This is a genomic window from Shigella sonnei (assembly GCF_002950395.1).
Classification (GTDB): domain Bacteria; phylum Pseudomonadota; class Gammaproteobacteria; order Enterobacterales; family Enterobacteriaceae; genus ECMA0423.
The window spans coordinates 2664857-2678940 of sequence record NZ_CP026802.1 but is presented as its reverse complement, the minus strand read 5'-3'; the positions used below and the strand labels follow the sequence as shown (position 1 = coordinate 2678940).

General features: G+C 52.1%; 8 protein-coding genes and 2 pseudogenes. 4 read left to right on the top strand and 6 right to left on the bottom strand.

The window, feature by feature from the left end; all coding sequences use genetic code 11:
* Positions 1 to 104: 104 nt before the first annotated feature.
* From betA to betI, 3 genes are read right to left on the bottom strand one after another with little or no spacing between them, the layout of a single operon-like run.
* Positions 105 to 1775 carry a choline dehydrogenase gene (gene betA, locus C1P89_RS14090; RefSeq protein WP_001159107.1) on the bottom strand — a complete coding sequence of 557 codons (1671 nt, stop codon included), beginning with the start codon at positions 1773 to 1775 and terminating at the stop codon, positions 105 to 107.
* A gap of 13 nt (positions 1776 to 1788) precedes the next feature.
* Positions 1789 to 3261 carry a betaine-aldehyde dehydrogenase gene (gene betB, locus C1P89_RS14085; protein ID WP_000089075.1) on the bottom strand — a complete coding sequence of 491 codons (1473 nt, stop codon included), beginning with the start codon at positions 3259 to 3261 and terminating at the stop codon, positions 1789 to 1791.
* 13 nt (positions 3262 to 3274) lie between these two features.
* Positions 3275 to 3862: a transcriptional regulator BetI gene (betI, locus tag C1P89_RS14080; protein WP_001299022.1), complete on the bottom strand. Its 588-nt coding sequence runs from the start codon at positions 3860 to 3862 to the stop codon at positions 3275 to 3277.
* Positions 3863 to 4000: 138 nt separating this feature from the next.
* On the opposite strand from betI, the pseudogene betT reads away from it, so the two are divergent.
* Positions 4001 to 5953: pseudogene (gene betT / locus C1P89_RS14075) on the top strand (choline BCCT transporter BetT); the annotation flags it as partial.
* A gap of 74 nt (positions 5954 to 6027) precedes the next feature.
* Here the strand turns inward: betT and C1P89_RS14070 are convergent.
* Positions 6028 to 6725, bottom strand: a protein-coding gene (locus tag C1P89_RS14070) for an IS1-like element IS1A family transposase (protein WP_094096600.1) whose coding sequence is annotated in 2 segments (ribosomal slippage) — positions 6028 to 6476 and positions 6476 to 6725 — 699 coding nt in all. Because the reading frame shifts where the segments join, the coding sequence is not laid out codon by codon here.
* Positions 6726 to 6774: 49 nt separating this feature from the next.
* On the opposite strand from C1P89_RS14070, the pseudogene ehaA reads away from it, so the two are divergent.
* Positions 6775 to 10410, top strand: a pseudogene (ehaA, locus tag C1P89_RS14065) (autotransporter adhesin EhaA); the annotation flags it as partial.
* A 141-nt stretch (positions 10411 to 10551) separates the two neighbouring features.
* Complete coding sequence (locus C1P89_RS14060) at positions 10552 to 11640, top strand: EAL domain-containing protein (RefSeq protein ID WP_000146391.1); 1089 nt, start codon at positions 10552 to 10554, stop codon at positions 11638 to 11640.
* Between the two features lie 41 nt (positions 11641 to 11681).
* Here the strand turns inward: C1P89_RS14060 and C1P89_RS14055 are convergent, their stop codons facing one another.
* Positions 11682 to 12614 (bottom strand): LysR substrate-binding domain-containing protein, encoded by a 933-nt coding sequence (locus C1P89_RS14055; protein WP_001084399.1) that lies wholly within the window; start codon positions 12612 to 12614, stop codon positions 11682 to 11684.
* Between the two features lie 91 nt (positions 12615 to 12705).
* A complete protein-coding gene (locus C1P89_RS14050) occupies positions 12706 to 13203 on the bottom strand; it encodes a DUF1097 domain-containing protein (protein WP_001013890.1) in 498 nt (165 codons plus the stop codon).
* Between the two features lie 257 nt (positions 13204 to 13460).
* On the opposite strand from C1P89_RS14050, the gene C1P89_RS14045 reads away from it, so the two are divergent.
* The gene (locus C1P89_RS14045; RefSeq protein WP_000023648.1) at positions 13461 to 14066 is read left to right on the top strand and encodes an ankyrin repeat domain-containing protein; all 606 of its coding nucleotides are present in this window, start codon (positions 13461 to 13463) and stop codon (positions 14064 to 14066) included.
* Positions 14067 to 14084 lie beyond the last annotated feature (18 nt).

Sequence of the window (14084 nt, the reverse complement as noted above, 5' to 3'; positions counted from 1 at the left end):
ATGAAGCATGAGAGTTACCTCAGTGTTTATATAAGGATTCGGTCCCCCTCTCTGGAACGGTAACTCTCAATCTGATCGGTTCCTGCGTTAGTTCACATCACGACTCATTTTTTCGCTCTCACCGGCATCCCATTTGCCACAAAATATCCCGCCGTGCTCCTCGGCAGCGCTTCCTGTCCACGAATCATATCCGCTATTTTCTCGCCAATCATAATTGTCGTGGCGTTCAAATTCCCGGTGATAATCTGCGGCATAATTGACGCATCCACCACGCGCAGGCCTTCCAGCCCATGCACGCGGCCTTCGCCGTCAACCACGGACATCTCGTCGTAACCCATTTTGCAGGTACCGCACGGATGGAAGGCGGTTTCGGCGTGATTACGCACGAACTCATCGAGCTGCTCATCCGTCTGACATTCCGTGCCGGGGCTGATTTCGCGGCCACGATACTGATCCAGCGTCGGTTGATGCATGATCTCCCGGGTGATGCGAATTGCGTCGCGGAACTCCTGCCAGTCCTGCTCGTGTGACATGTAGTTAAACAGAATTGCCGGATGCTGGTGCGGGTCGCGGGATTTAATCCGCACATGCCCACGGCTTGGCGAGCGCATTGAGCCGACGTGGCACTGGAAACCGTGCTCCTTCACCGCATTCGAGCCGTTATAGTTAATCGCTACTGGCAGGAAATGGTACTGAATATTCGGCCACGCAAATTCCTCTCGGCTGCGAATAAATCCGCCTGCTTCAAAGTGGTTGCTGGCACCAACGCCAGTGCCGCCAAACAGCCACTCCGCACCGATTTTCGGCTGGTTCCACCACTGCAGGGCAGGGTAGAGGGAAACCGGTTCTTTGCACTCATATTGCAGATACATCTCCAGATGATCCTGAAGATTTTCGCCGACGCCGGGTAATTCATGCACCAGCGGAATATCAAACTCCGCCAGCAGTTCAGCGTTGCCGACGCCGGAGCGTTGCAGGATCTGCGGTGAGGCAATCGCGCCTGCACATAACAGCACTTCTTTGTTGGCCGTTGCGCGGGTTGGGATGGTGCTGTCGCCTTCCAGCCATTCGACGCCCACCGCGCGTTTGCCGTCAAAAATGATGTGATCGGTCATAGCGTGAGTACGAATGGTCAGGTTAGGGCGCGATTTGGCCTGATCGAGATAACCGCGCGCGGTACTGGCGCGACGGCCCTGCGGCGTGACGGTGCGATCCATCGGACCAAAACCTTCCTGCTGATAACCGTTGAGATCGTCCGTGCGCGGGTAGCCCGCCTGCACGCCCGCTTCAATCATCGCTTCAAACAGCGGATTGACGCCGGGTTTGGAGGTAGTGACGCTCACCGGGCCATCGCCACCGTGGTAGTCGTTCTCGCCCACATCGCGAGTCTCGGCCTTGCGGTAGTAGGGCAGGCAGTCGAGATAACTCCAGTTCTCCAGACCGGGTTCTTGCGCCCAGTTATCGAGATCCAGCGCATTGCCACGGATGTAGCACATGCCGTTGATCAGCGACGATCCACCCAGGCCTTTACCGCGTCCGCACTCCATGCGGCGGTTATTCATAAACGGTTCAGGCTCTGTTTCATAGGCCCAGTTGTAGCGTTTGCCCTGTAGTGGGAACGCCAGCGCTGCGGGCATCTGGGTGCGGAAGTCAAAGCGATAGTCCGGGCCGCCCGCTTCAAGCAGCAGCACGGAGGTATTCGGATCTTCAGTCAGACGGGTAGCGAGAACGTTGCCGGCTGAGCCGGCACCAATAATGATGTAGTCAAATTGCAAATAAACCTCCTGGTTAGAATATGGACTGGAATTTAGCCATCTCAACCTGGATGGACTTCACCTGGGTGTAACTCTGGAGCGTCATCACGCCGTTCTCGCGACCAATGCCGGAGTGTTTGTAGCCGCCAACGGGCATCTCTGCCGGGGATTCGCCCCAGGTGTTGATCCAGCAAATACCCGCTTCCAGCTGATGAATGACGCGATGCGCGCGGTTCAGGTCCGCCGTCACGATGCCCGCCGCCAGGCCGTAGTCGGTATCATTGGCGCGGCGAATCACTTCGTCCTCAGATTCATAAGTGAGAAGCGACATCACCGGACCGAAGATCTCTTCGCGCACGATGGTCATTTCGTCGCGGCAATCGGTGAACACGGTCGGTGCAACCCATGCGCCGTTATCGAAGCCATCGCCTTTCAGTACATCGCCGCCGCACAGTACGCGCGCGCCTTCCTCTTTGCCTTTGGCGATATAGCGCAGCACGTTATCGCGATGCGGGAAGCTGACCAGCGGGCCGAAGTTAGTTTGCGGATCGAAAACGTCGCCCGCGCGAATGCGCTCAACGCGCGCCAGAATTTTCTGCTCAAATGCGGCTTTGCATTTCGCCGGAACGAAGACGCGGGTGCCATTGGTACACACCTGACCGGAGCTGAAGAAGTTTGCCATCATGGCGATATCGGCGGCGAGATCGAGATCCGCATCATCGAAAACGATCAGCGGTGATTTACCGCCCAGTTCCATGGTCACTTCTTTCAGGGAAGAGGCCGCCGAGTTAGCCATCACTTTTTTGCCGCTGGCGACACCGCCGGTAAATGACACTTTGGCAATGCCCGGATGCTCGGTCAGATATTGCCCGGTCTCCGCGCCCACCCCCGGCAACACGTTAAATACGCCGTCCGGCAGGCCCGCTTCGCTGTAAATTTCAGCCAGCTTTAACGCGGTAAGCGGGGTGACTTCGCTCGGTTTGAAAATCATTGCGTTGCCTGCCGCCAGCGCCGGGGCGGATTTCCACAGGGCAATCTGAATCGGGTAGTTCCATGCGCCAATCCCCGCCACCACACCCAGCGGTTCGCGGCGGGTATAAACAAATGACGTCTCACGCAACGGGATCTGGCTGCCTTCCAGCGCCGGGATCAGCCCGGCGTAGTACTCCAGCACGTCCGCACCGGTAACGATATCGACGGTTGAGGTTTCCGAATATGCTTTTCCGGTATCGAGGGTTTCCAGTTTTGCGAGTTCGTCATTGCGTTCACGCAGAATATCAACGGCCCGACGCAGAATACGCGAGCGCTCCATAGCGGTCATCGCCGCCCAGATTTTTTGCCCCTGTTGGGCACTCTTCACGGCGCGATCGACATCCTCACGCCCGGCGGCCTGCACGGTCGCCAGCACGTTACCGTTGGCCGGGTTAATGGTCTCGAAGGTGCGACCGCTGGTGGCGGAGGTATAACCACCATGTATATAAAGCTGCTGTTCTGCCATTCGGGACATCACGTCTCCTCGGTTAATCGGTGGGTAAATGCTGAGTAATAAAGTGACGGGTCAGCGAGTGTGCGAGAGGTTTATCCAGCGGTTTGCCGCTTAGTGCCGCGCGCAGCCATAATCCGTCAATCAGCGCGGCAAGGCCGTAGCCCGCTTCCTGTGCCTGTTCGCGCGGCAATTCGCGGCGAAACTCGCTCACCAGATTCGACAGCAAGCGGCGGCTGCTGACCTGCTGTAAACGATAGAGCATCGGCTGATGCATACTGCTGGCCCAGAACGCCAGCCAGGCTTTCATCGCCGCACTGCTCACCTGAGTTTCATCGAAGTTTCCGGCAACAATCGCCTGTAATCGCTGCTCTGCACTGCCCTGCGGAAGTGCATGTAATCGATTCAAAACCGCGTCACGCAGCTGACTGGTGATATCGCGCATGGTTGCTTCCAGCAGACCATTTTTGTCCCTGAAATAGTGGCTGATGATCCCCGTAGAAACGCCTGCACGGCGGGCGATCTGCGCGATCGTTGCATCGTGCATGCCCACTTCATTTATTGCTTCCAGTGTGGCGTCGATCAGTTGTCTGCGCCGGATCGACTGCATCCCCAATTTGGGCATTTTCGCCACTCCATTCATCAGCGTTGTTTATCTATTAAAGCGGTTATTGATTGGACGTTCAATATAAAATGTGTCGTAATTGTTACGAATTTGATTTTAAATGGTAACAATAACAGTGGGGATACTGGATGACAGACCTTTTCCCTGACAACGATCCTGTTTCGCGACTTCTCGGCCCTGTGGATTGGCCGCACGCTGGACTGGGTTTCTAAAACCTTCGGTTGGTACTATCTACTGGCGGCAACGCTCTATATTGTCTTTGTGGTCTGTATCGCTTGTTCGCGTTTTGGTTCGGTGAAGCTCGGGCCAGAACAATCCAAACCGGAATTCAGCCTGCTGAGTTGGGCGGCGATGCTGTTTGCTGGCGGGATCGGTATCGACCTGATGTTCTTCTCCGTAGCCGAACCGGTAACGCAGTATATGCAGCCGCCGGAAGGCGCGGGACAGACGATTGAGGCCGCGCGTCAGGCGATGGTCTGGACGCTGTTTCACTACGGCTTAACCGGCTGGTCGATGTATGCGCTGATGGGCATGGCGCTCGGATACTTTAGCTATCGTTATAATTTGCCGCTCACCATCCGCTCGGCGCTGTACCCGATCTTCGGTAAACGGATTAACGGGCCGATAGGTCACTCAGTGGATATTGCAGCGGTGATCGGCACTATCTTCGGTATTGCCACTACGCTCGGTATCGGTGTGGTGCAGCTTAACTATGGCTTGAGCGTACTGTTTGATATTCCCGATTCGATGGCGGCAAAAGCGGCACTGATCGCCTTGTCGGTGATAATCGCCACGATCTCTGTCACCTCCGGTGTCGATAAGGGCATTCGTGTGTTATCGGAACTTAACGTTGCGCTGGCGCTGGGATTGATCCTGTTCGTATTGTTTATGGGCGACACCTCGTTCCTGCTTAATGCGCTGGTGCTGAACGTTGGCGACTATGTGAATCGCTTTATGGGCATGACGCTCAACAGTTTTGCCTTCGACCGTCCGGTTGAGTGGATGAATAACTGGACGCTCTTCTTCTGGGCATGGTGGGTGGCATGGTCGCCGTTTGTCGGCTTGTTCCTGGCGCGTATCTCGCGTGGGCGTACCATTCGCCAGTTCGTGCTGGGCACGTTGATTATTCCGTTTACCTTCACGCTGTTATGGCTCTCGGTATTCGGCAATAGCGCGCTGTATGAAATCATCCACGGCGGCGCGGCATTTGCCGAGGAAGCGATGGTCCATCCGGAGCGCGGCTTCTACAGCCTGCTGGCGCAGTATCCGGCGTTTACCTTTAGCGCCTCCGTCGCCACCATTACTGGCCTGCTGTTTTATGTGACCTCGGCGGACTCCGGTGCGCTGGTGCTGGGGAATTTCACCTCGCAGCTTAAAGATATCAACAGCGACGCCCCCGGCTGGCTGCGCGTCTTCTGGTCGGTGGCGATTGGTCTGCTGACGCTCGGCATGCTGATGACCAACGGGATATCCGCGCTGCAAAACACCACGGTAATCATGGGGCTGCCGTTCAGCTTTGTGATTTTCTTCGTGATGGCGGGGTTGTATAAATCTCTGAAGGTAGAAGATTACCGCCGTGAAAGTGTCAACCGCGATACCGCGCCGCGACCGCTGGGGCTTCAGGATCGCCTGAGCTGGAAAAAACGTCTATCGCGCCTGATGAATTATCCGGGCACGCGTTACACTAAACAGATGATGGAGACGGTCTGTTACCCGGCAATGGAAGAAGTGGCGCAGGAGCTGCGGTTGCGCGGCGCGTACGTGGAGCTAAAAAGCCTGCCGCCGGAAGAGGGACAACAGTTGGGGCATCTGGATTTGTTGGTGCATATGGGCGAAGAGCAAAACTTTGTCTATCAGATTTGGCCGCAGCAATATTCGGTGCCGGGCTTTACCTACCGCGCACGTATCGGTAAATCGACCTACTACCGACTGGAAACCTTCCTGTTAGAAGGCAGCCAGGGCAACGACCTGATGGACTACAGCAAAGAGCAGGTGATCACCGATATTCTTGACCAGTACGAGCGGCACCTTAACTTTATTCATCTCCATCGTGAAGCGCCGGGCCATAGCGTGATGTTCCCGGACGCGTGATTGTTTTTGCATAAAACCGCGCCATGTCTGCATATGGCGCGGGAATCATTGACTCGCTGGGTAATGACTCCAACTTATTGATAGTGTTTTATGTTCAGATAATGCCCGATGACTTTGTCATGCAGCTCCACCGATTTTGAGAACGACAGCGACTTCCGTCCCAGCCGTGCCAGGTGCTGCCTCAGATTCAGGTTATGCCGCTCAATTCGCTGCGTATATCGCTTGCTGATTACGTGCAGCTTTCCCTTCAGGCGGGATTCATACAGCGGCCAGCCATCCGTCATCCATATCACCACGTCAAAGGGTGACAGCAGGCTCATAAGACGCCCCAGCGTCGCCATAGTGCGTTCACCGAATACGTGCGCAACAACCGTCTTCCGGAGACTGTCATACGCGTAAAACAGCCAGCGCTGGCGCGATTTAGCCCCGACATAGCCCCACTGTTCGTCCATTTCCGCGCAGACGATGACGTCACTGCCCGGCTGTATGCGCGAGGTTACCGACTGCGGCCTGAGTTTTTTAAGTGACGTAAAATCGTGTTGAGGCCAACGCCCATAATGCGTGCAGTTGCCCGGCATCCAACGCCATTCATGGCCATATCAATGATTTTCTGGTGCGTACCGGGTTGAGAAGCGGTGTAAGTGAACTGCAGTTGCCATGTTTTACGGCAGTGAGAGCAGAGATAGCGCTGATGTCCGGCAGTGCTTTTGCCGTTACGCACCACCCCGTCAGTAGCTGAACAGGAGGGACAGCTGATAGAAACAGAAGCCACTGGAGCACCTCAAAAACACCATCATACACTAAATCAGTAAGTTGGCAGCATCACCGGTACGGGGTTCCTGAATGTCTCCAATGCTGGCAGCGAGTTATATGCTGATGATTTGTATGAGTCAAACTCAGGCATGAGACACGATCGCGGCTATTTTAATGTCTCCAACGGCGGCAAAATCCATGTTAAGGGCACCAGCCGTCTGACCTATTTGCAGGGAAATGTCAGTGGTGAAGGCAGCCAGGTAAATTCTAAAACCTTCTTTATGGGCGTTTACGGCAGTTACGGTGGTAATCAGTACCTGTCAGTTAATAACGGCGGTGAAGTTAATGCCAGTGAGAAAATTAGCCTGGGTTATTATGATCAAAACTCCGATACAACACTTGCTGTTTCGGAAGGTGGTAAAATCTCTGCGCCGACTATTAGTTTAAGCACCAACTCTGAGTTAGCGTTAGGTGCACAGGAAGGAAGCGCAGCGAAGGCTGCAGGGATTATTGATGCCGAAAAAATTGAGTTTGTGTGGGCAAAGACATCCGAGAAGAAAATCACCTTAAACCACACGGATAAAAACGCGACTATTTCCGCGGATATTGTCAGTGACAGCGAGGGCCTGGGCTATATCAATGCGCTCAATGGTACGACTTACTTAACCGGGGATAACTCCGCCTTTAGCGGTAAAGTCAAAATTGAGCAAAATGGCGCTTTAGGGATCACCCAAAATATAGGTACCGCAGAAATCAACAACCGCGGGAAATTACACCTGAAGGCTGACGATAGCATGACCTTTGCCAATAAGATTTCCGGCAACGGTACAATAAGTATCGACAGTGGGACAGTGGCGCTGACCGGCAATAACTATGCATTCAGCGGATATATTGATGTCGCTTCTGGTGCTGTCGCGGTTATTTCTGAAGACAAGAACATCGGCCGTGCGGACCTGGATGTTGATGGCAAACTGCAAATCAATGCCAATAAAGATTGGGTATTTGATAACGATCTTCAAGGTAGAGGTATTGTTGAAATAAACATGGGGAATCACGAATTCTCCTTCGATGAGTTTGCTTATACAGACTGGTTCCAGGGTTCACTGGCGTTCCAGAACACGACATTTAACCTGGAAAAGAATGCTGAGTTTCTGCAGAGAGGCGGGATCACTGCGGGTCAGGGAAGCCTGGTAACAGTGGGTAAGGGCGCTCACTCCATTAGCACTTTGGGATTCTCCGGCGGAACCGTTGATTTTGGTGCCCTGACAGCAGGTGCACAGATGACAGAAGGGACGGTCAACGTTAGTAAAACGCTGGATTTGCGCGGCGAGGGTGTGATTCAGGTTTCTGACAGTGACGTTGTCCGCTCAGTATCTCGTGATATTGACTCTGCGTTATCGCTCACTGAAGTCGATGATGGTAACAGCGCCATTAAGCTGGTTGATGCGCAAGGTGCGGAAGTTCTGGGCGATGCGGGCAATCTGCAATTGCAGGATAAAAATGGGCAAATCCTCTCCAGCAGTGCCCAACGTGATATTCAGCAGAATGGGCAAAAAGCGGCCGTCGGCACTTACGACTATCGTCTGACGAGTGGGGTAAACAATGACGGTCTGTATATCGGTTACGGCCTGACCCAGCTTGATTTACACGCTACCGACAGCGATGCTCTGGTGCTGAGCTCTAACGGTAAAAGCGAGAATGCCGCCGATCTCAGCGCAAAGATTACCGGCAGTGGTGACCTGGCATTCAGCAGCCAGAAGGGTCAGACCGTATCGCTTTCTAACAAAGACAACGACTATACCGGTGTTACCGATCTGCGCAGTGGGACGCTTTTGTTGAATAACGATAACGTGTTGGGTAATACCCATGAACTGCGTCTGGCGGCAGAGACTGAACTGGATATGAATGGTCACAGCCAGACCGTGGGCACGCTCAATGGCAGCGCCGATTCACTGCTGAGCTTAAATGGTGGCAGTCTGACGGTTACCAACGGGGGCACTTCAACCGGTTCGTTAACGGGGAGCGGAGAGCTGAATATTCAGGGCGGCACGCTGGACATCGCGGGCGATAACAGCAACCTGACAGCGAATGTGAACATTGCTAATTCGGCTAATGTCCTGGTAAGTCATGCGCAGGGATTGGGTAGCGCAAACGTTGAGAACAACGGTACCCTGGCGTTGAATAATAGCGCTGAAAAAAGAGCGGCTGCGTCTGTGAATTACACCCTGGGCGGCAATCTGACCAACAACGGTACGCTGATGACCGGAATGTCAGGACAGCAAGCTGGCAATGTGTTAGTGGTGAAGGGGAACTACCACGGTAATAACGGTCAACTAGTAATGAATACGGTACTGAATGGCGATGACTCAGTAACCGATAAATTGGTTGTCGAGGGCGATACTAGCGGCACGACTGCCGTTACGGTGAATAACGCTGGCGGTACAGGTGCGAAAACCCTTAACGGTATCGAACTTATCCATGTAGACGGTAAGTCTGAGGGCGAATTTGTTCAGGCTGGTCGTATCGTTGCGGGGGCGTATGACTACACTCTCGCGCGTGGACAAGGGGCAAATAGTGGTAACTGGTATCTGACCAGCGGCAGTGATTCTCCTGAACTGCAGCCGGAGCCAGACCCGATGCCGAATCCGGAGCCAAACCCGAATCCAGAGCCGAACCCTAACCCGACACCTACGCCGGGTCCGGATCTGAATGTGGATAATGACCTGCGACCGGAGGCGGGTAGCTACATTGCGAACCTTGCAGCAGCGAATACAATGTTCACCACGCGTCTGCATGAGCGTCTGGGTAATACGTACTATACCGACATGGTGACGGGTGAGCAGAAACAAACCACTATGTGGATGCGCCATGAAGGTGGTCATAATAAATGGCGTGATGGCAGCGGCCAGCTGAAAACCCAAAGCAATCGCTATGTTCTGCAACTGGGAGGCGATGTCGCGCAGTGGAGCCAAAACGGCAGCGACAGCTGGCATGTTGGGGTCATGGCGGGATATGGCAACAGCGACAGCAAAACCATTTCCTCGCGAACCGGTTATCGTGCAAAAGCGAGTGTGAACGGATATAGCACCGGCCTCTATGCCACCTGGTATGCCGATGACGAGTCGCGTAATGGCGCGTATCTCGACAGTTGGGCGCAGTACAGCTGGTTTGATAACACAGTGAAAGGGGATGACTTACAAAGTGAATCCTATAAATCAAAAGGATTTACCGCTTCACTGGAAGCTGGATACAAACACAAATTAGCTGAATTTAATGGCAGCCAGGGAACGCGTAATGAATGGTATGTTCAGCCGCAAGCACAGGTTACCTGGATGGGAGTCAAAGCCGATAAGCACCGCGAAAGCAACGGAACCCTCGTTCATAGCAACGGTGATGGCAATGTTCAAACCCGACTTGGCGTAAAAACCTGGCTGAAGAGCCACCATAAAATGGATGACGGTAAATCCCGCGAGTTCCAGCCGTTTGTAGAAGTGAACTGGCTGCATAACAGTAAGGATTTCAGCACCAGTATGGATGGCGTGTCCGTCACTCAGGATGGAGCCCGAAATATTGCTGAGATAAAAACCGGGGTGGAAGGACAGCTAAATGCCAACCTGAATGTCTGGGGGAATGTGGGCGTTCAGGTTGCCGATAGGGGATATAATGACACCTCTGCAATGGTTGGCATTAAGTGGCAATTCTGATCTGAATAATGAGTAAAAGGAGAGAGAGCCGAACGGGAGATAATTCGGCTCTCTGTGTCATTTTCTTGCAGCCAGCTTTATCAGTCAGAGTGAAGACTCGCAGATTTAGCTGGCGCACAAGATTTAATCAAGGTGTGTTCAATGGCTTCGCATGATTTGAGTGTTTTTTTGGAAGAGTTCGGGGCAACGGTGAATTTGACGTTGCCTGGTATCGTGTCCGAAAAAGAACGGCTTTTACTCAAGCTGCTAATGGAGGGAATGTCGGTTACAGAAATCTCACAGTACAGAAATCGCAGTGCAAAGACAATTTCACATCAAAAGAAGCAGCTGTATGAAAAACTAGGCATCCAGAGTGATATTACCTTCTGGCGGGATATCTTTTTTCAATATCATCCGCAAGTCATCAGTGGCACGGGAAATAAAAATAATTTTTATATCCCTGATAACCGTTGTCACCATATCGTCACGCCTGAAGCCATCAGTCTGGCGTTGGAAAACCACGAATTCAAACCGTGGATCCAACCGGTTTTCTGCGCGCAGACTGGGGTACTGACGGGCTGTGAGGTACTTGTCCGCTGGGAACATCCACAAACGGGAATTATCCCACCGGATCAGTTTATTCCTCTGGCGGAGTCATCCGGTCTTATTGTCATAATGACCCGCCAACTGATGAAACAGACTGCGGATATTCTGATGCCGGTAAAACATTTGCTGCCGGACAATTTCCATATTGGCATCAACGTCTCGGCGGGTTGTTTTTTGGCAGCGGGATTTGAAAAAGAGTGTCTGAACCTGGTTAAGAAATTAGGTAACGATAAAATCAAGCTGGTTCTCGAGCTAACGGAACGTAACCCTATTCCGGTAACGCCAGAAGCCAGAGCGATATTTGACAGCCTTCATCAGCACAACATTACCTTTGCGCTGGATGACTTTGGTACGGGTTATGCGACCTATCGTTACTTGCAGGCGTTCCCGGTCGATTTTATTAAGATCGATAAGTCATTTGTGCAAATGGCGAGTGTCGACGAAATCTCCGGTCATATTGTGGACAATATTGTCGAACTAGCGCGTAAGCCTGGTCTGAGTATCGTGGCGGAAGGGGTAGAAACCCAGGAGCAGGCGGATTTAATGATCGGTAAAGGCGTTCACTTTTTGCAGGGCTATTTGTACTCTCCGCCAGTACCGGGTAATAAATTTATCTCTGAATGGGTAATGAAAGCAGGTGGTTGATGTAAACCGCTATTCACAGCGCATCGGGAGGTTGGCAGCGATTAATTCTCCCGATGCAGTAAATCCTGATAGATCCCCGTTAATATGCCATTTGGCGCAAATTGTTTTTTAATCCACTGCGTCACCTGACCCGTAGCAGAATGCTGAGTCGCCAGTAACATGCGCGAATCCTGGCGCGGATTATGGATTTGTCGGGTAACCAGCAGGGATTGCGTCATCGCCTCACGGACCATGTAATCCGGCAAAAAACCAATTCCTTCACCTAAAATCTGGCACTGACATTTGGTGTTGAAATCTGGCACCAGAATTGACTCCTGCCCGTGCAGCAACCAGCCCACTTTTTTATTAATCGTATGCGCGGTGTCCTCCACCATAATATTAGGGTAGAGACGCAGTTGGCTTTCGGCGATGGGTTCCGGCACAAAGGCTAACGGGTGATCCGGGGCGATAGCAAAAGCCCAGCGAATCGCGCCAATTTCAGTGTAATCAATACCGCCGCCGTCCAGTAGTGTATCGGGTGCGCCGATGGCGATATTGGCCTGATTATTAATAATCGCATCCCAGACGCCGTTATACACTTCGGTGGTGACGGTAATCTGGCAGGTAGGAAACTGCTTTTTCAGCACCTGTAACAAGCGTGCGGTGTGTTTGGGCGTATAAAGCAGCTGATTAATACAAATGCGCACACGCGCTTCTATGCCCTGCGAAATAGTATCGATACTGCGTTTGATGGCATAAAAATCATTCAGCAGGTCGGTAGCTTTGCGGAAAAAATAACGCCCGGACTCCGTTAACTCAATGCTGCGGGTACTGCGAGTGAACAGCACCACATCCAGCCCCGTCTCCATACGCTTGATGGTGTAGCTAATGGCGGAAGTGGTTAAACCCAACTCTTCTGCGGCTTTACTGAAGCTGCCAAAACGCGCAGCGGTAGTAAATGCCAACAGATTCTCTTCGGTAAAAATTGAGTTCATTAAACCATTCTCGCCATTATCTACTATGAATTTCTCCAGCTATGACTGTAGAGGTATCGGTTAAAGATAGATAATCATTTTTGAATAACTTTTAATACCCGTCGCGTTTAGTCGTCGCTTCGCTTAATTTTTGTCCACCATATTCTGAAATTATCCCCACGCAGTTACCCGCCAGAAAACCCAGTAACGTCACCGTCCAGTTCATCCCGCTGGCAAAAAACAGCGTCATGCCGAGAAAGCCACCGGGAATAAAGGACAGTAACCAGAAACGCCCTTGCCAGACCACTACCGCCGAGAAGGGTACGGTAGTAATTACGCTCGCCCAGAACGCGGACAGTCCACTTACAGAGGCCAGCCAACCAGCAGTCAGCGCGGCGAAAAACGCCCACACCATCCCGGAATAATTAACCGCCAGACTTCTGATAAACCCCGATTTACCGCCGCCTGCGGCATAAAAACTGCAAAAGGCGACGAAGCCAATGGTTCCTAATAATTCCCATCCTTGAGAGAGCCCGACATGTGAAGACACTAACTGCCAAAGCCCTGCACAAATACCGACGGTGACACCCGTTGCCGTGAGTCCGTTCATCTTGTTCCCCTCTGGTTAGACATGGACGAAAGCTACTCTTACATGTGCAGACTATAGAGAAATAAAACCTGATTGAGTGAAAGGGTATCGGGTCAAAGAAACAAATATTGCACTACCGCACACTGCGAAAAGATTGTTGAATATTATTCAACAAAAAGGCGAGATACGGCGAATTAAATTTAAGCGGGTTCTTTTATCAGATTATCGTTGCTATTCTCAATTCATCGAAAACAGCCACAAAAACCAGGGGAATGTGAATGAGTATAAAAAATCTACCTGCCGACTATTTATTGGCTGCACAACAGGGTGATATCGATAAAGTAAAAACCTGCCTTGCGCTGGGTGTCGATATTAATACCTGCGATCGTCAGGGGAAAACGGCAATTACGCTGGCAAGTTTATATCAGCAATATGCTTGCGTTCAGGCATTAATTGATGCCGGAGCGGATATTAATAAGCAAGATTATACCTGTTTAAATCCTTTTTTAATTAGCTGTCTGAACGATGATTTAACGCTACTACGAATTATTTTACCGGCTAAACCCGATCTTAATTGCGTAACCCGTTTTGGCGGTGTCGGCCTGACGCCTGCCTGTGAAAAAGGCCATTTAAGTATTGTAAAAGAGCTTTTGGCGCATACGGAGATTAACGTTAACCAGACCAACCATGTAGGCTGGACGCCGCTACTGGAAGCGATTGTGCTTAATGATGGTGGTATTAAACAGCAGGCGATTGTGCAGTTATTGCTGGAACACGGTGCCAGCCCGCATCTGACCGATAAATATGGCAAAACGCCACTGGAACTGGCGCGGGAACGGGGCTTTGAAGAGATTGCGCAGTTACTGATTGCCGCAGGTGCATAAACCGGGAGGCTGGCTATC

Excerpts from the sequence above, each read along its gene's own strand:
- betB (WP_000089075.1), bottom strand. The coding sequence starts at position 3,261 with ATGTCCCGAATGGCAGAACAGCAGCTTTATATACATGGTGGTTATACC.
- betI (WP_001299022.1), bottom strand. The coding sequence starts at position 3,862 with ATGCCCAAATTGGGGATGCAGTCGATCCGGCGCAGACAACTGATCGAC.
- C1P89_RS14060 (WP_000146391.1), top strand. The coding sequence starts at position 10,552 with ATGGCTTCGCATGATTTGAGTGTTTTTTTGGAAGAGTTCGGGGCAACG.
- C1P89_RS14055 (WP_001084399.1), bottom strand. The coding sequence starts at position 12,614 with ATGAACTCAATTTTTACCGAAGAGAATCTGTTGGCATTTACTACCGCT.
- C1P89_RS14050 (WP_001013890.1), bottom strand. The coding sequence starts at position 13,203 with ATGAACGGACTCACGGCAACGGGTGTCACCGTCGGTATTTGTGCAGGG.
- C1P89_RS14045 (WP_000023648.1), top strand. The coding sequence starts at position 13,461 with ATGAGTATAAAAAATCTACCTGCCGACTATTTATTGGCTGCACAACAG.